Source organism: Pseudomonas caspiana (assembly GCF_040224095.2).
Lineage (GTDB): Bacteria > Pseudomonadota > Gammaproteobacteria > Pseudomonadales > Pseudomonadaceae > Aquipseudomonas > Aquipseudomonas caspiana.
Map to the genome: position 1 here is coordinate 4,018,545 of NZ_CP167995.1, position 24,901 is coordinate 4,043,445.

Annotated in this window: 21 protein-coding genes; 13 read left to right on the plus strand and 8 right to left on the minus strand. The window is 59.2% G+C overall.

The window, feature by feature from the left end; genetic code table 11:
- Position 1: 1 nt before the first annotated feature.
- Positions 2–1,153 carry an MFS transporter gene (locus ABRP31_RS18390; protein WP_349972514.1) on the minus strand — a complete coding sequence of 384 codons (1,152 nt, stop codon included), beginning with the start codon at positions 1,151–1,153 and terminating at the stop codon, positions 2–4.
- A gap of 338 nt (positions 1,154–1,491) precedes the next feature.
- Here ABRP31_RS18390 and rarD point away from each other — a divergent pair, with 338 nt between their 5' ends.
- The gene (gene rarD / locus ABRP31_RS18395) at positions 1,492–2,367 is read left to right on the plus strand and encodes an EamA family transporter RarD (protein WP_349972513.1); all 876 of its coding nucleotides are present in this window, start codon (positions 1,492–1,494) and stop codon (positions 2,365–2,367) included.
- Here rarD and zapE read toward each other — a convergent pair whose 3' ends face one another.
- Positions 2,368–3,483 (minus strand): cell division protein ZapE, encoded by a 1,116-nt coding sequence (zapE, locus tag ABRP31_RS18400; protein WP_349972511.1) that lies wholly within the window; start codon positions 3,481–3,483, stop codon positions 2,368–2,370.
- Between the two features lie 274 nt (positions 3,484–3,757).
- Between zapE and ABRP31_RS18405 the strand changes: the two genes are divergently transcribed.
- Complete coding sequence (locus ABRP31_RS18405; RefSeq protein WP_349972510.1) at positions 3,758–5,203, plus strand: SulP family inorganic anion transporter; 1,446 nt, start codon at positions 3,758–3,760, stop codon at positions 5,201–5,203.
- A 209-nt stretch (positions 5,204–5,412) separates the two neighbouring features.
- Here the strand turns inward: ABRP31_RS18405 and ABRP31_RS18410 are convergent, their stop codons facing one another.
- The 3 genes from ABRP31_RS18410 to ABRP31_RS18420 form a co-directional block, all read right to left on the minus strand.
- The gene (locus ABRP31_RS18410) at positions 5,413–5,721 is read right to left on the minus strand and encodes a hypothetical protein (RefSeq protein WP_349972553.1); all 309 of its coding nucleotides are present in this window, start codon (positions 5,719–5,721) and stop codon (positions 5,413–5,415) included.
- A gap of 8 nt (positions 5,722–5,729) precedes the next feature.
- Entirely contained in the window at positions 5,730–7,085 is a 1,356-nt protein-coding gene (locus ABRP31_RS18415; protein ID WP_349972509.1) for an acyclic terpene utilization AtuA family protein, read from the minus strand.
- Between the two features lie 178 nt (positions 7,086–7,263).
- A complete protein-coding gene (locus tag ABRP31_RS18420; protein ID WP_349972508.1) occupies positions 7,264–8,556 on the minus strand; it encodes a citrate:proton symporter in 1,293 nt (430 codons plus the stop codon).
- Positions 8,557–8,685: 129 nt separating this feature from the next.
- Between ABRP31_RS18420 and ABRP31_RS18425 the strand changes: the two genes are divergently transcribed.
- The 6 genes from ABRP31_RS18425 to efeO (ABRP31_RS18450) all read left to right on the plus strand — a co-directional run bounded on the left by ABRP31_RS18425 (position 8,686) and on the right by efeO (ABRP31_RS18450) (position 15,495).
- Positions 8,686–9,594: a LysR family transcriptional regulator gene (locus tag ABRP31_RS18425; RefSeq protein WP_349972507.1), complete on the plus strand. Its 909-nt coding sequence runs from the start codon at positions 8,686–8,688 to the stop codon at positions 9,592–9,594.
- A gap of 57 nt (positions 9,595–9,651) precedes the next feature.
- Entirely contained in the window at positions 9,652–10,800 is a 1,149-nt protein-coding gene (ampC, locus tag ABRP31_RS18430) for a class C beta-lactamase (RefSeq protein ID WP_349972506.1), read from the plus strand.
- A gap of 262 nt (positions 10,801–11,062) precedes the next feature.
- Positions 11,063–11,926: an iron uptake transporter permease EfeU gene (gene efeU, locus ABRP31_RS18435; RefSeq protein WP_349972505.1), complete on the plus strand. Its 864-nt coding sequence runs from the start codon at positions 11,063–11,065 to the stop codon at positions 11,924–11,926.
- Positions 11,927–11,934: 8 nt separating this feature from the next.
- A complete protein-coding gene (gene efeO / locus ABRP31_RS18440; protein ID WP_349972504.1) occupies positions 11,935–13,143 on the plus strand; it encodes an iron uptake system protein EfeO in 1,209 nt (402 codons plus the stop codon).
- Positions 13,144–13,321: 178 nt separating this feature from the next.
- Positions 13,322–14,638 carry an iron uptake transporter deferrochelatase/peroxidase subunit gene (gene efeB, locus ABRP31_RS18445; RefSeq protein ID WP_349972503.1) on the plus strand — a complete coding sequence of 439 codons (1,317 nt, stop codon included), beginning with the start codon at positions 13,322–13,324 and terminating at the stop codon, positions 14,636–14,638.
- A 38-nt stretch (positions 14,639–14,676) separates the two neighbouring features.
- Entirely contained in the window at positions 14,677–15,495 is an 819-nt protein-coding gene (gene efeO / locus ABRP31_RS18450) for an iron uptake system protein EfeO (RefSeq protein WP_087273658.1), read from the plus strand.
- A gap of 108 nt (positions 15,496–15,603) precedes the next feature.
- Here efeO (ABRP31_RS18450) and ABRP31_RS18455 read toward each other — a convergent pair whose 3' ends face one another.
- Entirely contained in the window at positions 15,604–16,272 is a 669-nt protein-coding gene (locus ABRP31_RS18455; RefSeq protein WP_087273660.1) for a polysaccharide lyase family 7 protein, read from the minus strand.
- 530 nt (positions 16,273–16,802) lie between these two features.
- Here ABRP31_RS18455 and ABRP31_RS18460 point away from each other — a divergent pair.
- The 5 genes from ABRP31_RS18460 to ABRP31_RS18480 are packed head-to-tail and all read left to right on the plus strand — an operon-like array spanning position 16,803 to position 21,871.
- Positions 16,803–17,255, plus strand: a complete 453-nt coding sequence (locus ABRP31_RS18460) for a MarR family winged helix-turn-helix transcriptional regulator (RefSeq protein ID WP_087273662.1) — start codon at positions 16,803–16,805, stop codon at positions 17,253–17,255.
- Positions 17,252–19,339, plus strand: a complete 2,088-nt coding sequence (locus ABRP31_RS18465) for an FUSC family protein (protein WP_349972502.1) — start codon at positions 17,252–17,254, stop codon at positions 19,337–19,339. Before ABRP31_RS18460 ends, ABRP31_RS18465 begins: the two co-directional genes overlap by 4 nt.
- Positions 19,336–19,545 (plus strand): DUF1656 domain-containing protein, encoded by a 210-nt coding sequence (locus ABRP31_RS18470; protein WP_027902485.1) that lies wholly within the window; start codon positions 19,336–19,338, stop codon positions 19,543–19,545. Before ABRP31_RS18465 ends, ABRP31_RS18470 begins: the two co-directional genes overlap by 4 nt.
- Positions 19,542–20,441: an HlyD family secretion protein gene (locus tag ABRP31_RS18475; protein WP_349972501.1), complete on the plus strand. Its 900-nt coding sequence runs from the start codon at positions 19,542–19,544 to the stop codon at positions 20,439–20,441. Before ABRP31_RS18470 ends, ABRP31_RS18475 begins: the two co-directional genes overlap by 4 nt.
- Complete coding sequence (locus tag ABRP31_RS18480; protein WP_349972500.1) at positions 20,438–21,871, plus strand: efflux transporter outer membrane subunit; 1,434 nt, start codon at positions 20,438–20,440, stop codon at positions 21,869–21,871. Before ABRP31_RS18475 ends, ABRP31_RS18480 begins: the two co-directional genes overlap by 4 nt.
- Positions 21,872–22,666: 795 nt before the next feature.
- On the opposite strand, the gene ABRP31_RS18485 is transcribed toward ABRP31_RS18480, so the two are convergent.
- The gene (locus ABRP31_RS18485) at positions 22,667–23,689 is read right to left on the minus strand and encodes a transporter (protein ID WP_349972499.1); all 1,023 of its coding nucleotides are present in this window, start codon (positions 23,687–23,689) and stop codon (positions 22,667–22,669) included.
- Between the two features lie 196 nt (positions 23,690–23,885).
- A complete protein-coding gene (locus ABRP31_RS18490) occupies positions 23,886–24,713 on the minus strand; it encodes an aldo/keto reductase (protein WP_087267870.1) in 828 nt (275 codons plus the stop codon).
- Between the last annotated feature and the right edge of the window lie 188 nt (positions 24,714–24,901).

Consider the following 24,901-nt stretch of genomic DNA (forward strand, 5'->3'; position numbering starts at 1 on the left):
GTCAGACCTTGAGCCGTGAACCGCCAACGGCCACGCCCACCAGCATCACGGCGACGACCATGAATGCCACCTCCAGACTGCTGGCGTGGGCGATGAAGCCAATGGCGGCCGGGCCGATCAGAATCCCGGCGTAACCCAGGGTGGTCAACGCCGGGACTGCAACATTCTCGGGCATGCTCTTTTGTCGGCCCAGCGCGCTGTAGCAAACCGGCACGATGTTCGAACAGCCAGCGCCCACCAACGCGTAACCGAGCAGTGCGGCTTGCCATGACGGTACGAGGGTCGCCAATGCCAGCCCCGCCGCCGCACACAGGCCACCCAGAATGACGATGTGTCGTGGTCCGACACGCCGTACCACAGCATCGCCGAACAATCGGCCCAGGGTCATGGTCAAGGCAAATACCGCGTACCCAAGCCCGGCATAAGACGTTTCAACACCGCGCAACTCGCTGAGGAACACCGCGCTCCAGTCCAGCATCGCGCCTTCGGACAGGAACACTGTGAAACACAGCAGGCCGAGAAACAGCACCACGCCCCGTGGAATGGCGAATGGCGGGCCATCTGTTTCGCTGCCGTAAGGCAGGAAATGCGGTGCGGCCTTGAGCAACGCGATCAGTAAAACGGCGACAACGGCAAACATCGATACCAGAGGCGACGCGCCCACGCTCAACAAACCGGCGACTCCCGCTGCCCCGGCGATACCACCCAGACTGAACAGGCCGTGAAAACCGGACATCATGGTTTTGCCGCTGGCACGTTCGACGATGATCGCCTGGATATTCACCGCACAATCCAGCGCCCCCATGGCGGCGCCGAAGATAAACAGCACGGCAACCAATGAAGGCAGATGCGAAACGGTGGCCAACAGCGGCAAGCAAAGGCAAATGATCGCCGAAGAAATCAGTAACACCCGTCGACAACCAATTCGCGCAGCCAGCGCACCAGCCAGGGGCATCGCAACTATCGAACCAACACCCAGACACAGCAGTAACAAGCCTAATGTGCCCTCATCCAGCCCGACCCGGGCCTTGGCGTACGGCACCAACGGTGCCCAGGCAGCAATGGCAAAACCGGCAATGAAAAAGGCCACACGGGTGGAAAATTGCTCCAGTCGACCCGGCACAACCGGTGCCGGGGTGCTGATGGAAGTCATGCAGGCTCCTTGAAAACGGCGGACCAAAAGGTCCGGTGATGGGGGGCAGACTAACAAAGGTTGGGGGTTATCCAAATGGGTATGGAGGGATGGGAGTCCCAGAGTGGCGTATTCCGCCTGTGGGAGCCGGGCTTGCCCGCGATAAGGCTGGACGCAGTTCCCCTGAAATTTGCGGTGTTCTTATCGCGGGCAAGCCCAGCTCCCACAGGAAATGACGACAGGCTCATTGAAAAATCCCCAGTGGGTAATGCGCTCGCTCCCACAGAGTTACATCGCTAAACTACGCACCATTTTGAACCGGGCCGCCCTGCAACTGCCCACGACGTGAAGAGGCTGCTGTGTACAAAGGTGTGGTGCTGTCGGTCCTGGCTTCGGTGCTGTTTGGGGTGATGTATTTCTACACGTCGCTGCTCAAGCCGCTTGGCGGGGAAGAGATCTTCGGCTGGCGGATGCTGCTGACGGTGCCATGTGTGACGGTCTTTCTGCTGTTCAGCGGCGACTGGCATCTGGTCAAAAAGATCGCCGGGCGTATCCGCCAGCAACCGGCACTGCTGGTCGGCATCGCTTTGTGCTCACTGTTGTTGGGCGCGCAGCTGCTGGTGTTTATGTGGGCGCCGCTGCATGGCCGCAGCCTGCAGGTGTCCATGGGTTATTTCCTGCTGCCGCTGACGATGGTCGTCACCGGGCGCATCGTCTATGGCGAGCGCCTGTCCCGGTTGCAGAAAATCGCCGCCCTCTGCGCCATGGTCGGTGTCGCCAACGAGTTGCTCAATCATGGCAGTTTCGCCTGGGAAACCTTGCTGGTCGCGGTCGGCTATCCACTGTACTTCGTGCTGCGCCGCAAACTGGCCACCGATAACCTCGGCGGTTTGTGGTTCGACATGGCCTTCATGCTGCCCATCAGCGTCTGGTTCATCGTCAACGGCGATGCATCGGTGGTTGAGCAATTCCCGATGCTGTATCTGCTGATTCCGGTGCTCGGTCTGATTAGCGCCTCGGCACTGGTCAGCTATATCGTCGCCAGCCGCCTGCTGCCATTCAGCCTGTTCGGGCTGCTCAGTTATGTCGAGCCGTTACTGCTGGTCGGCGTTGCATTACTGTTGGGCGAGAGCATCGGCCGCGACGAATGGATGACCTATATTCCAATCTGGCTGGCGGTGCTGGTGCTGGTTTTCGAAGGCTGCAAACACGTAATCGCGCAGCGTCGGACCTGATTATTGGATAAAGCGTTCCAGTTGCATTTCCTGCAAACGGCTCAGGGTGCGACGAAACGCGAACGACAGATAGCCTTGGGTGTAGAGCTCGTGCATGGGCACCGCCGCCTCGACATATAAAGGCACACGACGGTCGTAGCATTCGTCGACCAATGCGATGAAACGTCGAACTCCGTCATCGTGGGGCGACAGCTGCGGCAGTTCCCGATCCCCGGCCACCACTTGCTCGACTGCGTCCTCGGTGCCACGGGCAATTTTCGCTTCGCGCTGCGGCGCACTGAGGGCCGGAACTTCGCTGAGTAATATCGTCGAGAAACGGTCGCACAGCTCGATGAAGTCCATGGCCGCCAGCGGCCGTTCGCACAAATCGACGTAGCGGCACCACAACACGGACTCGCTGTGTTTGACGCTGGTGATACTGCGATGGCCCACGGGCACTGCGCCACCGGACACGGTTTCATTACCCTTGAGCGTCTCGAATACAAGTGCCAGCGCACTGCTCTGCCCCGGCGTGGTAACGAAATACCGCTGATGCAGCAGGCCCGGATGCAAGCGGTGATCTTCGCCGCCATCGACCGTGACGACTTGCATGTAACGCTGAATCGCTGCGATAGCGGGCAGGAATCGCTCGCGGTTATGACCATGACTGTACAACTGCTCGGGTGGCTGGTTGGAAGTGCAGACCAGCACCACGCCTGCTTCGAACATCACTTGCAGCAAACCGCCGAGGATCACCGCGTCGCCGATGTCAGTGACAAACAATTCATCGAAACACATCACCCGCACATCACGCCCCAGCTCCTGAGCCACGACTTTCAACGGGTTGGAAGTGCCGATCAATTCGAACATGCGCTTGTGCACCCAACGCATGAAGTGATGGAAATGCTGACGCCGTGCCGGAACGTCAAGACTCTCGAAAAACCGATCCATCAACCAGGTTTTGCCCCGCCCCACCGGCCCCCAGAGGTACACGCCCTGAGCCGATTTCGGATTGTCGTTCAGTGCCTGAAAACAGGCCTGCAACTGCTGAACTGCGTGCAATTGCGCAGCGTCCGGCTGGAAACCCAACTGCTCCACGGCCCGTTCATAGGCCTGCAAAGGGGACACGACATTCATGGGCAGTGCATCGCTCGGCGGAGTGAGGGGGTGCAAGCATATATGAGCAAGTGAACTGATTGCGATCTGTTGGCTGACATGAAATCTTGTGGGAGCAGAGCTTGCTCGCGATAAGGCTGGACGCGGTTCACTTTAGATCGCATCCAGCCTTATCGCGAGCAAGCTCTGCTCCCACAGAATCTATGCAAAGCCGGTCCTACGTGTAGCACCCATCAGCCACATTCAGTAACATCCCCCCTTTTTGCTTTCCCGGCATTTCCCCTTCAGGTAACTCATGAAACCAGCCCGTATACGCGCCGATGTCCTGGCCGGACTCACCACATCCTTCGCTCTGGTGCCCGAGTGCATCGCCTTTGCCTTGGTCGCTCACCTCAATCCGCTGATGGGTCTTTATGGCGCATTCATTATCTGTACGCTGACCGCACTGTTCGGCGGTCGGCCGGGGATGATTTCCGGCGCGGCAGGTTCGATGGCGGTTGTGATTGTCGCGCTGGTGGTGCAGCACGGCGTGCAGTATTTGCTGGCGACGGTGCTGCTGGGCGGATTGATCATGATCCTGTTTGGCGTGCTGCGGCTGGGCAAGCTGGTACGGATGGTGCCGTATTCGGTGATGCTCGGCTTCGTCAACGGCCTGGCGATTGTGATCGCCATGGCTCAGCTCGAACACTTCAAGGTCGGTGACGCCTGGCTGACTGGAAAACCGTTGTACCTGATGATTGGCCTGGTGGCGCTGACCATGGCGATAGTCTACCTGCTGCCACGCCTGACCAAGGCGATACCGCCTGCGCTGATCGCGATTCTGGGCGTTGGTCTGCTGGTCTATCTGCTTGACCTTCCGACCCATACCCTGGGCGATATGGCGCACATTGCCGGTGGTTTGCCGAGCCTGGCGTTGCCGGAAGTACCGTGGGATCTGGAAACCCTGCGCATCATCGCGCCTTACGCGATTCTGATGGCGCTGGTGGGTTTGCTGGAAACCCTGCTGACCCTCAACCTGACCGATGAAATCACCGAAAGCCGAGGCTTCCCTGACCGTGAATGCGTGGCGCTGGGCGTGGCCAACATGGCCTCGGGCGTGTGCGGAGGCATGGGCGGTTGCGCGATGATCGGCCAGACCGTGATCAACCTCAGCTCCGGTGGTCGTGGTCGTCTGTCCGGCGTGGTCGCGGGGCTGATGATCCTGATGTTCGTGCTGTTTCTGTCACCGCTGATCGAAGAGATCCCGCTGGCCGCGCTGGTCGGTGTGATGTTCGTGGTGGCTCAACAAACTTTTGCCTGGGCGTCGTTGCGCGTGCTGCACAAGGTTCCGGTCAACGACGTGCTGGCGATCATCGCCGTGACCGTGGTGACGGTATTGACCGATCTGGCCACGGCGGTGATGTTCGGCATCGTCATCGCGGCGCTCAACTTTGCCTGGCAGCAGGCGCGGGAGTTGTACGCGGACACGCATCTGGAGGCTGACGGCAGCAAGGTTTACACCCTGCACGGCACGCTGTTTTTTGCCTCCACGACGCGCTTTCTCAACCAGTTCAATCCGGCTGAAGACCCCGCCCAGGTCACTCTGGATTGCCGCCACCTGAGCTTTGTCGACTACTCGGCGGTCTCGGCGTTGCAGACTTTGCGCGAGCGCTACACCAAGGCGGGCAAGCACCTGCGGGTGGTGCATCTGTCGAACCGTTGCAAGCAGTTGCTCAAGCGGACTGATGTGCAGCATGGGTGAGGTTGCTCCTGCTTGCGCAGGTTAACCATGGCCTCAAACCGCATAATGAACAGGTAGGACCGAATTTATTCGGGAAGGCGGCATTCCAGACGATCCACAACCTGGATGGTCCAACCTCTTCGCGAATGAATTCGCTCCCACCAGGTTTGCGCCAACCTCAAATCCACCACGATCCGGTAGGCCCGAATTCATTCGGGGCAGCCAATCTGCTAAACCTCGATATCCAGCAACGCCGCGCCCAGCGCCTTGCCATGTGCATCCAGCGCCAGTGAGCGGGTTACGCCACCGCGAAGAATGCCGGGAAGGACGAAGTTCAGAGCATGAACGTTGGGTAGCTCATAACGGCGCACGGGGCTTGCGTTCGGGTCCAGCAGCTCGGCGAAATATTCAGCCACCCGCTCTGGACTCAGCGCCTCACACAGACGTGAATAGTCTTCAGCACGATAGGCAATCACCGAGATATTCGAGGTGTCGCCCTTGTCGCCGGTTCGGGAATGGGCCAGCTCGCGGAGTTTTATCGGCTTGCTCATGATGCATCCTCCAGGTGTACCTGTGCTTTGACCGCTGAACGCGGCAAGAACAACGACGCGACCGCCACCACCTGACGCAGACCTTTGGTTGCCCCGCCGCCGCCATAGGGACCGTTGGTGTACAGGGTTTCGACTTCATTGCCGATGCGTATCGCCTGAGTCTTGTCGGCACAACGGGCGGCCACGCGCAGGCGTACCTCCCAAGGCTCACCCGCCGTGCGCGAACCCAGATCGCCGCCGTGCAACGAGTCCACGCCCAGCAACTCGGCACGGATGTCGTCATAGATGACGCCGGTCAGTTTCAGACGTTCCAGCACCACATCCCGAGCCAGCCTGCCCCGCGCCAACGCACCCGGCCCGCCATAGGAAATCTGCCCTTCACCAATCCAGCCATCGAGAAAGCCCACCGAGACTTTCAAGGTTTCAGGCCTTGGCTTGCCCTGCGCGCCACTGACCCGAACCCGGTCCGGCCCCTCAATCTCAAACCCGACGGTCGAAAAATCTGCACAAACATCCGGCGTCAGGTACGCCGCTGGATCGTGCACTTCATAGACAAGCTGCTCGGTGCAGGTCGCAGTGTCGATACGTCCGCCTGAACCTGCGACTTTGCTGATAACTGCAGAACCGGAAGCATCCACTTCAGCCAAAGGAAAGCCCAGGCGCGCCAGGTCCGGCACGTCCTTGTAGCCAGGATCGGCAAAGTAACCGCCGCTGATCTGCCCCGCGCATTCAAGCAAGTGACCGATAACGGTGCCACGGCCCAGCAACGTCCAATCATCCGCCGCCCAGCCAAACTCAAACAGCTGAGGTGCCAGGAACAACGACGGATCAGCAACCCGCCCGGTGATCACGACATCGGCATCGGCCCGCAGTGCCTCGACAATCCCTTCGGCGCCCACGTAAGCGTTGGCAGAGATCAGCCGCTCGCCCAGCGAACCCAAGGTTGCGCCGTTATCCAGCAACTGTTGCGGGTTTGCCTGCAAGGCAGCCAGCACGTCATCGCCGGTCACGGCAGCGACTTTCAGGCCATGTAGGCCCTGCTCGGCAGCAAGGCGCCGCACCTCCCGTGCCGCCGCCAACGGATTGGCCGCGCCCATGTTGGTAATGACCCGCAAGCGCCGCTTCGACCCTGCGCCTACAAACGGCAGCACTCGGCGCATGCGCTCACTCAGCAATGGGTCGTAGCCGGTTTCGGGGTTGTCCAGTCGAGCCTGTTGCGCCAACGCGATGGTGCGCTCGGCGAGGCATTCGAAGACCAGATAATCCAGATCACCGTGTTCAGCCAACTCGACGGCAGGCTCGATACGGTCGCCGGAATAGCCGGCGCCGGAACCGATGCGTAAGGTTTTCATGTTGGTACTCCTGACAAACAAAATATAAATCACTGAATAAATGCGGTTTTCATGTGGGAGCGGTGCTTGCCCGCGATAAGGGCGACGCGGTTCAGGATAAATCGTGGTGCTCTTATCGCGGGCAAGCACCGCTCCCACATAGGCCCCGTGTATGCAGCGCGACTTCGGGGGGCTCCGGTCAGAACACACCCAGCAGCAGCGCCGTCAGGGTCATCAATACCGAGGCGGCAAACAGGAAGGGAATGGTGAAGCGCTGGTGGTCAGCCAATTCGATTTTGCACAGGCCCACTAGCAGGAACGTTGCCGGGGTCAGCGGGCTGACCGGGAAGCCGGTGGTGTGTACGCCAAGCAATGAGGCCTGGGCCACTTGCAGCGGATCAACGCCCAGCGCCTTGCCGACTTCAGCAATCACCGGCATGACGCCGAAATAGAACGAATCCGGATCAAACAGCATGCTCAGCGGCATGGAGATAAAGCCCACGACCATCGGGATCAGCTTGCCGTGACCCGCAGGAATCTGCGCCACCGCCACTTCGGCCATGGCCTTGAGCATGCCGGTGCCTTGCATGATGCCGGTGAACACCCCGGCCGCGAGCAGGATGCTGGCCATGGTCAGCGCGGTCTTGGCATGCGCATCGATACGAGCCCGCTGGGCGTCGACGTTCGGGTAGTTGATGCACAACGCGACGACCGTGCCGAGCATGAACATCACCACCGGATCCACCAGGCCGGAAATCATCACGCCCATCACGGCGATGGTCAGGATCAGATTGAGCCAGAACAGGCGCGGGCGACGCAGGATCTCTTCGTGATCAGCCAACACCCGCTTTGGCACCACGTCCACGTTAGTGCCAGCCCCCAGGCCGAGGCGTTTTTCTTCCCGACGACCGAGCATGAAGGCGCAGAAAAATACGAATGCCAGCCCCACCAGTTGCACCGGGATCAGCGGCTGGAACAAGTCCGCCACCGGCACATGCAAGGCCGCAGAAGAACGCAAAACAGGGCCGGTCCACGGTAAGAAATTAACTCCGGCGGCCATGGCCGTCACGCAGGCCAGAATGCGCTTATCCATGCCGAGCCGAGTGTACAGCGGCAGCATCGCCGGAATGGTCACCAGAAAAGTCACGGCCCCGGAGCCGTCCAGATGCACCAGCAGCGCCAACAGTGCGGTGCCCATCACAATGCGTGTCGGGCGAGTACCAACGGTGCGCAGAATGCGATCGATGATCGGGTCGAGCATGCCCGCGTCGGTCATCACCCCAAAGAACAGAATGGCAAACACAAACATACCCACCACAGGGGCGACGTTCTTGATGCCAGTGATGATGAATCCACTGGTTTGCAGACCGAAACCGCCGATCAGGGCAGCAATAATCGGTAAGGCAATCAGTGCGACGAGGGGTGAGAGGCGTTTGCTCATGACGGCAGCGAGCAGACAGAGAATAGTAATGACACCGAGCGTGGCGAGCATAGGTACTTCCTGTTCGTCATCCTCTCCGCTGGCGCGGCGAATGAGCTGTTGTTGTTTTCAACGAGTATTGAAAACACAGGTAAGCTTTGTAAATTGAAATGTTCAGCACCCTGTATTCGGAAAAACAAAATGAATAACTCGAATGCGAAGAACTCGATCCAGCACATCCGCGCCTTTCTTGCGGTCGCCCACAGCGGTAGCTTTGCCAAGGCCGCGCTAGAGCTGAATCTGAGCCCTTCCGCACTGACCGTGCAGATCCAGCAACTCGAAGAATGGCTCGGCGTACTATTGCTGGAGCGCAGCCCGCGCCATGTGAGCCTCACCGCGGCGGGGCAAAGCAACTTACTGCCCATGGAAAAATTGCTGCTGGACCTGGACAACATCGTCAGCGGCGCTCGCGATCTGGCGGCATTGCGCCGTGGCGTAGTCACCATCGCCGCCCTGCCCTCCATGTGCTCCAGCACCTTGCCGCCCGTGCTGCGCCTGTTTCGTGATCAGTTCCCGGGCGTCGAAGTTCGCTTGCGCGATGTGGTGGCGCAACGCATCGACGCACTGGTCCGGGAAGGTGAAGTGGATTTTGGTTTGGGAGTCCGCGCGCGAATGGGCCACGGCCTGGACTTCGACGTGGTGCTGACCGACCGACTCTGTCTGTTCGTACCGGCCAGTCATCCGCTGGGCAGACACACGTCAATAAAACTTGAAGAGCTGGCCGATCAACCGATTATTCTGACCGGTCGAGACAGCAGCGTGCGCGAGCGAGTGGAGCAATTGTTCGCCGATGAGCAACTGACACTGGTGCCAGGGCTGGAAGCCAATTACATGTCCACAGTGTTGGCGCTGGTTCGTCAGGGCCTGGGCATGACGCTGCTGCCGGAGTCAGCGGATGAAGGCCGGGATGATATGGTTTGCGTCCCGGTGGACCATCCTGGTGTCAATCGAGACATCGGTTTGATCACCCGAAGCGGCCGGGGCTTGAGCCCGGCGGCACGGCAGTTTATCGAGCTTCTGAGAAACACCTTGCGACATAACGTTTATTGAAAGCCGATTCTCCAACTGTTTATTGCCCGCTTCTGAATGGAATCCAAGGAAACTCTAATGCGTCTATTCCCCACTTCGCTGGCGCTCGCCCTCAGTCTCTCGTTCACTCACCTGGCCGGGGCTGTCCAGGCTGAGCCGGGATTTGATGCCAAAGTGCGCGACGCTGCCAGGCAGGTCATGCAGCAATACAACATTCCCGGCCTGAGCATCGCCGTAACGTTCAATGGGCAACAGCATTTCTACAACTACGGCGTTGCTTCCAGAGAAACAGCCCAGGCTGTCAGCAGTGACACGCTGTTCGAGCTCGGCTCGATCAGTAAAACGTTCACGGCGACTCTGGCGACGTACGCCCAGGCCAACGGCGAGTTATCCCTTGGCGATCATCCGGGCAAATACCTGCCGCAACTCCAAGGCAGCGCCTTCGATAAGGTGAGCCTGATCAATCTGGCTACTCATACAGCGGGCGGCTTTCCCCTGCAGGTGCCTGACGAGGTACAGAACAACGATCAACTGATGGCGTACTTGCAGGCCTGGCAACCGCAATACCCGGCGGGCAGCAAACGCACCTACGCCAACCCGAGCATCGGCATGCTGGGGATGATCACTGCCAAGGCGATGAACACCCCGTTCGAGCAGGCAATGGAGCAGCAACTGTTTCCAAAACTCGGGCTGACCAACAGCTACCTGAATGTGCCTGCCGACAAGATGAAGTTTTACGCACAGGGCTATAACAAGCAGGACGCGCCGGTCCGTTTGCAGGGCGGTGTGCTTGGTAATGAAGCCTACGGGATGAAATCCAGCAGCAAGGATTTACTGCGTTTCGTTGAGCTGAACATCAACGCTGGCAAGGCAGAAAGTACGTTAGCCAAGGCAATTACTGATACCCATGTGGGTTATTTCAACGTGGGAGAAATGACTCAGGACCTGATCTGGGAGCAGTACCCCTACCCGGCCAGTCTTGAAACGCTGCAGGAAGGTAACTCGAACAAAATGGCCTACGAGACTCAGCCTGCCAGCCCGATCAGCCCGCCCTTGCAGTCGCAACAACGCGTCTGGATCAACAAGACCGGCTCCACCAATGGTTTTGGTGGTTATGTGGCTTTCGTTCCGGAGAAGAGGATTGGCGTGGTGATTCTGGCGAACAAAAACTACCCGAATGAAGCGCGGGTGAAGTTGGCGTATGAGATTTTGCGGGGACTGAATTAACCACTCGATGCCTGTAGGAGCTGCCGAAGGCTGCGATTGATTTCAACTGACACACCGATTCGCACCTCGGCAGCTCCTATGGTCGTCCCTCCCCGTCTGCACCGCCTGAACCCCACCTGAACAAAAAATCCAAATACGAACCAGCACAAAAAAACAACTATACGCATTCAATAATGAGTATCATTATGTTACGCATTGTTTCAGGCGTGTGTTTTTTACCGCTCTGAAGCAGGTCAGCCTAACGCATTAACCCTGGTGAAACATGCTCGTTCCTTTTTTGATCATGCTGCGCGAAGGGATTGAAGCCGCGCTTATCGTTGGCATCATCGCCAGTTACCTGAAGCAGACCGGCCGTGGTGAGTGGATGCCCGCCGTGTGGATCGGCGTGTTTCTGGCCGTCGCTCTTGCACTGTTCGTCGGCGGCGGTCTGGAACTGGTCAGTGCTGAATTCCCGCAAAAGCAGCAGGAATTGTTCGAAGGCGTCGTCGGCCTCGTGGCTGTGGTGATCCTCAGTTCGATGGTGTTCTGGATGCGCAAAGTGGCGCGTTCGATCAAACACGCTTTGCATGAATCTCTCGACGCCGCCCTCGCCGGTTCGAAAAACCAGACCTACGCGTTGATTGCCATGGTGTTCTTCGCCGTGGCCCGCGAAGGGCTGGAAACCGTGTTCTTTTTGCTCGCGGTGTTCCAACAAAGTGAGGGGGCCGGTGCACCACTGGGCGCCCTGCTCGGCCTGATCCTTGCCGTCGCCGTCGGGTTCGCCATCTACAGCGGCAGCATGCGTTTGAACCTGAGCCTGTTCTTCCGCTGGACCGGACTCTTCATCCTGGTGGTGGCCGCCGGGATTCTCGCCAATTCTGTGCAGGCGCTGCATGAAGCCGGGCTCTGGAACCATCTGCAAACCGTGGTCTTCGACCTCAGCGCAACGTTGCCGATGGATGGCCCAACCGGCTCGGTACTGGCGGGCATGTTCGGTTATCAGGATGCGCCGACCATCAGCACCCTCAGCGCTTACTTGATTTATCTGGTCTTCGCTCTGGCGTTGTTCTTCATGCCGCACGCTCGGGTAGTGAGTCTGCCTACCCGACCGGCGCACCCGCATCCCTCTTCCGCTACAAACGAATAAGGCAACCCATGTCGAATCGTCCTACAGGGCTTTCAGAGAAAGCCAAGCCGCCTCGCGCCTTGAAATTGGCTGTCGCGGGTTCAGTGGTGCTCATGATCGCCGCCGGTGGCCTGTTTTATTACGCCTCGCAAAGCGCTACCAAAAAGCGCGCCGCCAACAACAGCGCCGAGACCGTGGTCACTATTCATGCCCGTGCGTGCGAGCCGAACGCACTCACCGTGCCTGCAGGCAAGAACGCCTTCCGTATCGTCAACCGCTCCGAACGGGCTGTTGAATGGGAGATTCTCGATGGCGTTCTGGTGATTGAAGAACGGGAAAACATTGCGCCGGGCCTGAGCCAGGTGATCAACGCCAACCTGCAACCGGGCGACTACGCGATCACTTGCGGGCTGTTGAGCAACCCGCGTGGCACCCTGCACGTGACGCCGACCGCCGAGTCGGAAGCCAATGCCAAGGCGCGCCCTTCGATGGTCGCCTTCATCGGCCCACTGTCGGAGTACCGGGTTTACCTGAGCATGCAGGGTTCGGCGCTGATCAAGGCGGTGAATGCCTTGCAGGACGCCATTGCGGCGGGTGATCTGAGCGCAGCCCAGGCGGCCTACCTTCCAGCGCGCGCGGCTTATCAACGTATTGCACCGGCCGCGCAGCGTCTGGCCGAGCTGGACAACGCGATCAACGCCCGCGCCGACTATTACGAGAAACGTGAGCAGGACCCAGGCTTCAGCGGCTTCCATCGCCTTGAATATGGACTCTTCGACCAGCACAGCATTGAAGGCCTGCTGCCGGTGGCGCAACGTCTGCAAGCCGATGTCACCACGCTGAAGCAGCAGTTGCTGGCGCAGAATATGGCGCCTGAACAACTGGCCAGCGTCATCGCCCGCAACATGCGCAGCCTCGCCGACATCCGCAGCAACGGCGAGGAGGAACGTTACAGCCACAGCGATCTGAACGGTTTCGTTGCCAACCTTGAAGGCACTCGCAAAGTCATCGACCTGCTGCGCCCGATGCTGGCGAAAAGCGCCAAGCCGCTGCTGGAGCAGATCGATGCAGCCGCCGCTGCGCTGGATACCGAATTGAACGGCCTGAGCACTGACAGCGGCATGCGCCCCTACGACCAGGTGGACGCCCCGCAACGCAAGTTGATTGCCGACAAGGCCAAGGCGTTGGCGGATGCGCTGGACGGGGTAGACCAGGCACTGGGGCTTTCGGGTCTTTGATTGCCTGAACTGGAATGCATCCCCCTGTAGGAGCTCACGAGCACCGCGAGGCAGCGATTGCGGTGTGTCAGATGAATCGCTATCGCTGCCTCGCGATGCTCGTGAGCTCCTACAGGATTGGTGTTTACCGCGCGAAAGCGTGGTGTCAAACAACTGATTTCGAGAAAGACGATTAGCCATGAACGACTCAGACAACAGCAACGCCCCGCAATCCGTTCAACGCCGTCGAGTGCTGCTCGGCCTCGGTGCGGCGGGCGCGGCATTGGCTGGCAGCAGCCTGAGCGGCAACGTGTTGGCCGCCGCTCCGGCACAGGTCACCGAAGCGCCGAACAGCGAAAAGACCGCTGACCACAACGAATTCCACGGCATCCACCAGACCGGGATCGTCAACCCGCGTCCGGCGTCGGGCATGCTGGTCGCGTTCGATGTGCTGGCCGCCGACCGGGATGATCTGGAACGTCTGTTTCGTACACTGAACGAGCGCATCACGTTCCTGATGACCGGCGGAACCGTGCCACAGGTCGATCCGAAATTGCCGCCTGTAGACTCCGGCATCCTCGGCCCGGTCGTCACGCCGGATAACCTGACCATCACCGTTTCTGTGGGTGACTCGCTGTTCGACGAGCGCTTCGGTCTGGAACGCGTCAAACCCAAGCGTCTGAGCCGCATGGTCGGTTTCCCCAATGACGCGCTGGAAGCGGACAGTTGCCATGGCGACCTGAGCATCCAGTTCTGTGCCAACAGCGCCGACAGCAATATCCACGCCCTGCGCGACATCGTGAAAAACCTGCCGGACCTGCTGCTGGTGCGCTGGAAGCAGGAAGGAACCGTGCCGCCGCAAGCGCCGAAGAAACCCGGCCAGCCACCGGAAAGCGCGCGCAACTTTCTTGGTTTCCGCGACGGCTCGGCGAACCCGGATTCCAACAATCAGAAGACCATGAACGAACTGGTCTGGGTGCAACCGGGCAGTGACGAACCAGACTGGGCGGCCAATGGCAGCTATCAGGCGGTGCGGATCATCCGCAATTTCGTCGAGCGCTGGGACCGCACGCCACTGCAAGAGCAGGAAGCGATTTTCGGCCGGGTCAAAACCACCGGGGCGCCCATGGATGGCAAGGTAGAAACCGATGTGCCGGACTACGCCGCCGATCCTCACGGCAAGAAAACCAGACTGGATTCCCATATCCGGCTGGCCAACCCGCGCACGGCTGAAAGCCAGCGCAACCTGATCCTGCGCCGCCCGTTCAACTACTCAAATGGCGTCAACAAGAACGGCCAGCTCGACATGGGCCTGCTGTTCATCTGCTACCAGTCCGACCTCGAAAAAGGCTTCATCACCGTGCAGACCCGCCTCAATGGCGAACCACTGGAGGAATACCTCAAGCCAGTGGGCGGTGGGTACTTCTTTACCCTCCCCGGTGTGATCAACGACCAGGACTTCATTGGTCGCTCACTGCTTCAGGCCTCGGCCAAATCCGACACCAAAACTGCGTAACTGCTAACCCTTAAAGCCACCTCAACAGGAAGAGTCCCATGAAGAAGTTGCCTTTTGCTTTGCTGCTCACCGCAGGTCTGCTGCAGACCCCGGTCTTCGCCGCCACTGCGCCACTGGACCTGGTAGGGCCGGTTTCGGACTACAAAATCTACGTCACCGAACAGATCGGCGAGCTGGTCAGCCACACTCAGAAATTCACCGACGCAGTGAAAAAAGGCGACCTGGCCACCGCTAAAAAACTGTACGCGCCGACTCGCGTGTTTTACGAAGAAATCGAGCCAATGGCTGAGCTGTTCAGCGACCTGGACGCGTCCATCGACTCCCGTGTTGATGACCACGAAGCTGGCGTGAATGCTGAAGACTTCACCGGTTTCCACCGCCTGGAATACGCACTGTTTTCGCAGAACAGCACCAAGGACCAAGGCCCGATTGCTGACAAGCTGATGGCTGACGTGAAAGATCTGGAAAGCCGCGTCGCCGGTCTGACCTTCCCGCCTGAAAAAGTGGTGGGTGGCGCTGCTGCGTTGCTGGAAGAAGTCGCGGCAACGAAGATCTCCGGCGAGGAAGACCGCTACAGCCACACTGACCTGTATGACTTCCAGGGCAACATTGACGGCGCGAAGAAAATCGTTGACCTGTTCCGCCCGCAAATCGAGAAGTCCGACAAGGTGTTCGCTGCCAAGGTCGACAAGAACTTCGCCACCGTGGACAAGATCCTGGCCAAGTACAAAACCAAGGACGGCGGCTTCGAGACTTACGACAAAGTGAAAGAAAACGACCGCAAAGCGCTGGTAGGCCCGGTTAACACCCTGGCTGAAGACCTGTCGACCTTGCGTGGGAAGTTGGGGTTGAATTGATTAATAGAGCACTCGGTGAGCTCTTTAAAACCTGACTGGCCTATTCGCAGCCTGCGGCAGCTCCTACAGGAATCACACAACCCTGTAGGAGCTGAGGCTCTTATGGCCTCACGCCTTCTTGTCGTGATTGATGATCAGCTTGTAAAACGTTGCAGCCCCGCCTTCGGTGGCATACCCGGTATTGTCCTGGGTATACACCCCTGCCTTGAAGTACAGCAGCTTGTCTTTCCAGCCAGCATCGAGTTTTGCACTCCACACATAATCAGCCGCATTGACTGACAGATTGCCTGCCGGAGTCAGATGAATGCTGTAGCTGAAGCGTTCGTTCAAGGGCACACCTGATGCGATGTTGATCACCTCGATTTCAGCGTCTGGGCTACGGCGAAATTTAGCGACGATGTTGCCAGTCTGCAGTTTTTCCTTGAATTGATACTCGACTTTGAGCAGCGGCTCGGTGCTTTGAAAGGCGTGTATCTGACCGATGACGATCTTGCCGGTGGAAGGCACCTGATTGACCGTGAGCGCAGCGCGCAGGAAGTTGTCTGCCTGGGAGTAAGTCCAGTTGTACACCTTGCCGTCCGCTGTCGTCTCCCGCAGTTCCGTCCTTGGAAATTTAGCGTTCTCCGTTTTCGAGCCCGTCACTGGTGCCCAGAAGAACAATGTATTGCCAGAACGAAAGTAACCATCCTGATAACCCTGAACCAGCTTAGGGGTATCAATAATCACGGATGGAGTGCCTACAGGAATGGAAAGGTTCCAAGTGGCGAGGTCGATCATCGCATGCTCACAAGGTGCGGCCAGCGCACCGACAAAGGTCTCTAGACCGGGCGCTTGAGCTCCCGGATGGCTTCGTCTGGCGTATCGGCTGAATCGATTTTTTTGTGAGCAGGTCGCGACACTGAATTGGCGTCAATAAAACAACACAAACCCTCAAAGGCTACTATTTCGATATCACGAACTCAGTAGGAGCTCATTACCCTCCCTGAGCTGCAAGCATCATCAAATATGGAAACTGCCAAATGTGAACCACGTCAGTTTTTTGGACGTACGTGCCTGAAAGGCTCTGCTAGAGGGGGAAAAATCAAAATAAATGCCGACGAACGGTATAAAAATAATCAATCCGGCGGGCACTTTTTCGATTTAACCCTGTCTCGCATGCGCACCTTTCCCTGATTCTCAGTCCATCAGGACAGCAGACCACTCAGCAATTCGGGGTTGACTGTAAGACTTTGTTACAGGATTATAGTTAGCAAGCTAATTATGTTGTCACGAACAATATCCTCGCTAACTAATTCCCCGGTTCGTTTATGTCTCTCGATTCACTGCAGATGAGCATCAGCAGCGGCATGGTCGCTTCATCCCGCCAATGGCGCCGTATCTGCCACAACACGCTGGTGCGCTATGGCGTTTCCGAAGCCTGCGCTGCGCCGCTGCTGATGATTCTGCGTCTGGGCGATGGCGTGAATCAGGTCACGGTGGCCCACGCTGCGGGTATGGAGAGCCCGACTTTGGTCCGCCTGCTCGACCAACTGTGCAATGCCGACATCGTCTGCCGCACCGAAGACCCGTCGGATCGCCGGGCCAAATCCCTGAGCCTTACCGAAAATGGCCGGGTGGTGGCGCTGGCCATCGAAGACGAGTTGCTGCGTTTGCGCCGCGAAGTACTTAAAGGCGTGGCCAAGGAAGACCTCGAAGCGACTTTGCGAGTGTTCAAGGCGTTCAGTGATGCGGCCAACCAAGACAGCGCGGGGTCGCTTTGAAAGATTTCTTCGAAGGCGTGCCACCCGCGCGCGACTGGTTCTATGGCGTACGCACGTTCGGCGCTTCAATGCTGGCGTTGTACATCGCGCTGCTCATGGAAATGCCGCGTCCGTACTGGGCAATGGCAACTGTCTATATCGTCTCCAGCCCGTTCGTGGGGCCGACCAGTTCCAAGGCGCTGTATCGCGCAATCGGCACGCTGACCGGCGCAGCGGCTTCCGTGTTCATCGTGCCGATGTTCGTGCAAACCCCGTTTCTGCTGGCCGTAGTCATCGCCTTATGGACTGGCACGCTGCTGTTTCTGTCGCTGCATCTGCGCACCGCCAATAGCTATGCGCTGATGCTGGCCGGTTACACCATGCCGCTGATTTCCTTCCCGGTGGTGGACAACCCGCAAGCGGTGTTCGAGATCGCCGTATCCCGAACGGAAGAAATCTTCCTCGGCATCGTCTGTGCCGCCGTCGTCGGCAGCATTTTCTGGCCGCGCCGCCTGGCGCCGGTCATGCAAGGCGCGGCAGATAAATGGTTTAGCGATGCCTCGGCCTACAGTGATCGCTTTCTTTCACGCAGTGCCAACGCTGAAGAAGTCGGCACCCTGCGCAGTTCGATGGTGGGCACCTTTAACACCCTCGAACTGATGATCGGCCAGTTGCCCCACGAAGGTGCCCGCAAGCAAACGGTGCGCAACGCCAAGGAATTGCGCGGCCGGATGATTCACCTCTTGCCGGTAATCGACGCGCTGGATGACGCCTTATGGGCACTGGAGCGCCGGACCCCGGAGTTGGTCGCCAACTTTGCCCCGCTGCTGATCGAGACCCGCGCCTGGCTGGAAAATACCGCCAGCGGCCTGCAGACCGAGCAATGGCAAGCCCTGCATCGCGAGCTTGAACGCCTGCAACCGAGTGAGGCGCAGCTCGATGATCGCCATCAACTGCTGTTGTCCAACGCGCTTTATCGTCTGGGCGAGTTCATTGATCTGTGGCAGGACTGCCGCACCTTGCAGCACGCCATCAAGACTGACGACCAGACGCCGTGGCGCGCCGTGTACCGTCATTGGCGGCTGGCGCGCATCACGCCATTTCTGGATCGCGGGCTGATGCTGTATTCGGTGATGACCTCGGTGCTGGCGATCATCGTTGCTTCGGTGCTGTGGATCCTGCTCGGCTGGACCGATGGCGCTGCCGCCGTGGCATTGGCCGCCGTATCGTGCAGCTTCTTTGCGGCCATGGACGACCCGGCTCCGCAGATTTACCGGTTCTTCTTCTGGACCATGCTGTCAGTCGTCTTCGCCAGCCTGTACCTGTTCGTGGTGCTGCCCAACCTGCATGACTTCCCAATGCTGGTGCTGGCCTTCGCGGTGCCGTTTATTTGTGTCGGCACCCTGACCGTGCAGCCACGCTTCTACCTGGGCACCTTGCTGACCATCGTCAACACCTCGTCCTTTGTCAGCATTCAAAGCGCCTACGACGCGGACTTTCTGAACTTCATCAACTCCAATCTTGCCGGACCGGTGGGCTTGCTGTTCGCCTTTATCTGGACGCTGATCATGCGGCCGTTCGGCGTCGAACTGGCAGTCAAGCGCCTGACCCGATTCAGCTGGCGCGACATTGTTGCCCTGACCGAACCCGCGACACTGGCTGAGCATCGGGCCATGGGCGCACAGATGCTTGACCGATTGATGCAACAACTGCCGCGACTGACCATCACCGCACAAGACACCGGTATCGCCCTTCGCGACTTGCGTGTGGCGCTGAATCTGCTCGATACACTGGCCTGGTTGCCAAGAGCGCACGCGGGGCAGCAGTTGTTGTTGCGTCAGGTGGTCGAAGAAGTCGGCAGCCACTTCCAGGCCTGCCTGAAAGCCGGTGAACGCCTGCCAGCGCCCAAAGGCATGTTGATGACCATGGATCGCGCACGCCGCGCCCTGAACGTTGAACTGCTGGGCGAAGAACCGGCCCGCCTGCATCTGCTGCACGCGTTGAGCGGTCTGCGTCTGGCGCTTTTGCCCGGCGTGGAAGTCGTCAATGCTGCGGCCGAAACCGAAGCACTACCGCCCCATGGCCTTGACGGAGCGTCCCTATGATTGGCGATCTGGACATCAGCGGGGTCTTCGTACCCACGTTTCTCGCGCTGATGGGCATTACCTATTTACTGTTTCTCGGGGTCCACGCGGTGTTATCGCGCACCCATTTTTACCGTCTGGTCTGGCACCGGGCATTGTTCAACGTAGGTCTATACGCTTTGTTGCTCGGCGCCGTGGATACTCTCAGTCGATACCTGATGAAATGAAAAAACCTCTGCTTACTTTGGGCCGTGTGGTCCTGACTCTGCTGGTTGTGACCTTCGCGGCCATCGTTGTGTGGCGCATGGTCATGTATTACATGTACGCCCCCTGGACCCGCGACGGGCACATCCGCGCCGACATCGTGCAGATCGCGCCGGACGTCTCCGGGCTGATCGAAAAAGTCGAAGTCGGTGACAACCAGCTGGTCAGCAAAGGCCAGGTGCTGTTCACCATCGACCAGGACCGCTTCCGTCTGGCCTTGCGCCAGGCCAAGGCAACGGTCGCCGAACGTCAGGAAACCTGGGAACAGGCCCGCCGCGAGAATAAGCGTAACCGTGGCCTCGGCAATCTGGTGGCCCGCGAGCAACTTGAAGAAAGCCAGTCCCGGGAGGCCCGCGCCCTCTCCGCCTTGCAGGAAGCGCAAGTGGCAGTGGACGCTGCGCAACTGAACCTGGATCGCTCGGTGATCCGCAGCCCGGTGGACGGCTACCTCAACGACCGCGCGCCCCGCTCCCACGAGTTCGTCACTGCGGGCCGCCCCGTGTTGTCAGTGGTCGATGGCGCTTCATTCCATATCGATGGCTACTTCGAAGAAACCAAGCTCGACGGCATTCATATCGGGCAAAGCGTGGACATCCGCGTGATTGGCGACAACGCCCGCCTGCGCGGCCATGTGGTGAGCATCGTCGCCGGTATCGAAGACCGCGACCGTACCAGCGGCTCCAACCTGCTGCCCAACGTCAATCCGGCGTTCAGCTGGGTGCGCCTCGCCCAGCGCATTCCTGTGCGCATCGCCTTCGATGAAGTGCCGGACAACTTCCGCATGATCGCCGGGCGCACCGCCACCGTTTCGATCATCGAAGACGGCCAGGCGATTCACACAGAGGAGTCCGGTAAATGACACACCTCACGCGCCTGACGGCAACGGTCGGGCTTGGCTTGCTGCTGTCGGCGTGTCAGATGGTTGGCCCCGACTACCAATTGCCCAAGGACGCCGCGATCAACCGTCCGGACCTGCAAGGTGAGTTAGCCGGGGAATCGGTCAATACCGTTTCCGCACCGGTCCCAGCTGATTGGTGGCGTCTGTATCAGGACCCGCGACTGGATCAGCTGGTGCAACAGGCCATGGCATCCAACACCGACCTGCGCATCGCCGCCGCCAACCTGCAACGCGCCCGCTATCAGAGCTCCGAAGCCGAAGCGGCGGGCGGTTTTACCACCAGCGCCAAAGCCGGTGCGCAGCGCCTTCAAGAGTCCGGCGAAGCGTTTTTGCTGAGTGAAAAAGTCCCGGTGGGCAACGTTGGTGATGTGGGGATTACCACTTCGTACCAGTTCGATTTGTTCGGCACACTGCAACGCGGTATCGAAGCCGCCAACGCCAATGTCGATGCTGCTCAGGCGGCTGCCGACACTGCACGCATCACCTTGGTGGCGGATGTGGTTCGCGCTTACACCCAGGTCTGCGCCGCCAACGAAGAGCACGACATCGCCATGGAGTCGCTGAGCCTGCAGAAGCAGAGCGTCAGCCTGACCCAGCGCCTGCGTGACGCCGGGCGTGGGGATGAAACTCAAGTAACGCGCTCGGAAACCCAGTTCAAATCCTTGAGCGCGGAATTGCCGCGTTACGAGGCCTTGCGTCAGACCGGGCTGTATCGTTTGTCGATGCTGCTGGCCAAGCCGCTGGATCAACTGCCCGCAGGCGTGAGCACCTGTAATGAGTTGCCGCACATCGCTCAGGTGATGCCGGTGGGTGATGGCGCTGCGTTGCTCAAGCGTCGCCCGGATGTACGTCAGGCAGAACGGCGTCTGGCGGCAGCGACCGCTGAAATCGGTGTGGCGACGGGTGAGTTGTATCCGGACATCAGCATCGGCGCGACCGTCGGTACCGTGGGCCTGCTGGAAAATCTGGGCAAGCCGGTGGCTAACCGTTGGGGTTTTGGTCCGTTGATTAACTGGACCGTGCCGTCGAACGGCGCTCGTGCGCGGATTCATGAGGCTGAGGCTTCGAGCCAGGCGGCATTGGCGCGTTTTGATGGTGTGGTGCTGAATGCCATCCGGGAAACTCAAACCGGTCTGGCGCAATACACCGCCCTGCTGCAACGCCGTGATGCGCTGACCGATGCGGCGCAATCGGCTGAGCAGGCGGCGGATCAGACGCATCGTTTTTTCCAGGCCGGACGGGCTTCGTTTCTGGCTGATTTGCAGGCGACCCGGACTTATACCGATGTGCGGGCGCAGTTGGCGACGGCGAATACGCAGGTTGCAATGGGGCAGATTGATCTGTTTCTGGCGTTGGGTGGGGGTTGGGAGAGTAGCGGAGCCAAGCCTTGAGCGTTTTTGCGTAGCTGTCGCGGCTTGTGTGCATATCCGTTACTGCGGTGATGGCGGATATTGGTTGCGCTTTTACAGCGCGTCACTTTCGAAGAGCGCGAAAGTAACCAAAGCGCTCTTGCCCCACCACTTGGTCCCTCGCTGTCGCTCGGCATGCCCGTAATCCGACATTGCTGCGTGGGGCCGCCGCCACCGGCCATCCATGGCCTGAGGCGGCTAAACCGGCATCCCTGCCGGTTCACCCCACGCAGCAATGTCGAATTCCGGCCGGCGTGGTTTAACGGGGCGCCTCAGATCAAAATCAAAAGCAGATCTAAAGCAAGCTATACAGAGGTAACACCCCGGACCGGTAGGAGCGAACTTGTTCGCGAGACGCCAGCACAGCGAACGCAGGCGTCGTCTGACACACCGCTTCGCAGCCTTCGGCAGCTCCTACAAAACAGCGGTAAATTCACACATCAGGTCGGCTGTCAGGCCGCCGCGCTGTTGATTTTGATCTGAGGCGCCCCGTTAAACCACGCTGGCCGAACGCAGATTCTGAACCGTGGGCAAACCGGCAAGGATGCCGGTTTAGCCGCACCGGGCCATGGATGGCCCATTGCGGCGGCCCACGGTTCAGGATCTGCGGGCGGGCATCCCGAGCCTAGGCGAGGGACCGAGTGGTGGGGCAAGAGCGTTTTGCTTACTTTTGCGCTCTATCAAAAGTGAGGCGCTGTAAAAGCGCAACCAATATCCGCCATTACGCCAATAACGGATATGTACTCAAAACCACCTAAAGCGCGAAAGCGCCCCCCATTACCCCTGATCCCGATTCTTGCGAAACGCCCACCGCCCCGCTATCAACGTAAACGTCGCCACCAGCGCCACCAACACCCAGAACCCCTCCGGATCGCTCGCCAGCGGAATCCCACCTACATTCATCCCGAAGAAACCCGCGACAATATTGATTGGCAGCGCTAGCACAGTCACCACCGTCAGCGTAAACAGCGTCCGGCTGCTCTGCTCGTTAAGATTCGCGGCGATTTCCTCCTGCAGCAACTTGATGCGCTCACCCAATGCCACCAGATCGCTGATCACCAGTGCCGACTCCTCCGTCGATTGCCGCAACTCCTTGACGTCCGCTTCCAGCAACCATTCAGGCGGGCGATGCAGCAAACGCATCAGCGAACCCGGCTCCAGCGCCAACAGACGTTGCAAACGCACCAACACCCGACGCATGGCCCCCAACTCAGAGCGGTTATTGCTCAGGCGTTGCGACAGCAACTGGTCTTCGATCTTGTCGACACTCAAGCTAGTCTTGCGCAGAAACTGCGTCAGCACCTCGCCCTGATCGCGCAGCAGATGCACCAGTAATTCCAGCGGCGAACGAAACCGCTCGCCACGCTTGACCGACGAACGCAACTTGTCCACCGAACGCAAGGGATGCAGTCGGGCCGTGATGAGGAGGTTGTGATGAGTGCAGACCCACAAAGTCGAAATGTCAGTCGACAACATGTTGAAGTCGAAGACCACGTCGTTGACCACCGCCAGCAGCGCAGAGTCCACATGCTCGATGCGGGTCGAGCGTGAGCCTTCATGCAAGGCTTCGAAGAATTCCTCCGGCAGGCGCAGGTTGGTTTTCATCCAGCGTTCGCACGCCGCATGGGCCAGATTCAGGTGCAGCCAGATAAATTCATCATTGCTGTCGCTGGAGTGCAGGCAGTGCAGAGCCGCAGCAGAACCGATTTCCCGGCCGCTTTCACCGGGTTTGAAACTGAAGCCATAAAGCAGGCCAAACAGGTCTGAATCCTGGTGGTTCTGCACGATGCTTTGGTTCATGAATGCTCGCTGGCCGTGATGCGCCGGGTCCGTGGCAAAAGGACGAAGTGCGCATCATGGCAAGCTGTTGTTGCAGATTTGTTGCATTATCGATTCATTCCAGTGGGACCGGCTTTAGCCGGGAAGGCGATATTTCTAACGATACAAATGCATCGCCTGTACCGAACTCTTCCCGGCTGAAGCCGGTCCCACGACGTCAAACCATCGCCAACGGCAATTTACGGCTCGGCACCGGCCAGGCTCTGTCGATGTCGGCGAGGTCTTGCGGCGTCAGGACCAGTTCAGCCGCAGCGGCGTTGAGCTCGATGTGTTTGGGCGTGACTGCCTTGGGGATCGCGATCATGTTGCTCTGACGCAATACCCACGCGAGGCTGATCTGCGCCGGGGTCGCGTTGTGCCGTGCAGCGATTTCGTGCAGTGCCGGGTGATGCAGCAGGTTACCCGCCTGCCCCTGACCAATCGGGCAGTACGCCATAGTCGGCAAATTGTTGGCCTGTGCCCAGGGCAGCAGGTCGAACTCGATGGCACGGTCTTCCGGGTTGTACAGAATCTGGTTGGTGGCGCAGGCCGGATTGTTCAGTTCCAGCAGGTCAGGCACGTCGAAGTTCGACACCCCCCAGCGGCCGATCTTGCCCTCTTCACGCAAACGCTCAAAGGCTTCAACGGTTTCTTCCAGCGGGTAGGAGCCCGGCCAGTGCAGCAGGTACAGATCGATGTAATCGGTTTTCATCCGCTTGAGGCTGCGTTCGCAGGCAGCGGGAATGCCCGCGCGGCTGGCATTGTGCGGGTAAACCTTGCTGACCACGAACACACGGTCGCGCTGACCGGCAATGGCCTCACCAACGATTTGTTCGGCGATGCCGTCGGCATACATTTCAGCGGTGTCGATCAGGTTCATGCCCAGCTCAATGCCCTGACACAGTGCGCGGATCTCGGCCGAGCGCAGGTCCTGGCGCTCGCCCATGTGCCAAGTGCCCTGGCCAATAACCGGAACCTGTTTGCCCGCTAATTCGAGAGTGCGCATGAGGAAAGCCTGCAAGTCAGTTAAATGATGAGGAGTGAGGCAGTGGAACCGGGAAAGGGTTCACTGCGATGAGCAAAAACCGGGCCTGAGGCCTGGAAGGTCCATGCATTCTTCAAATCAAACGCGACCTCCTGTGGGAGCCGGGCTTGCCCGCGATACATGAGACGCGGTTTGAAGACACACCACGT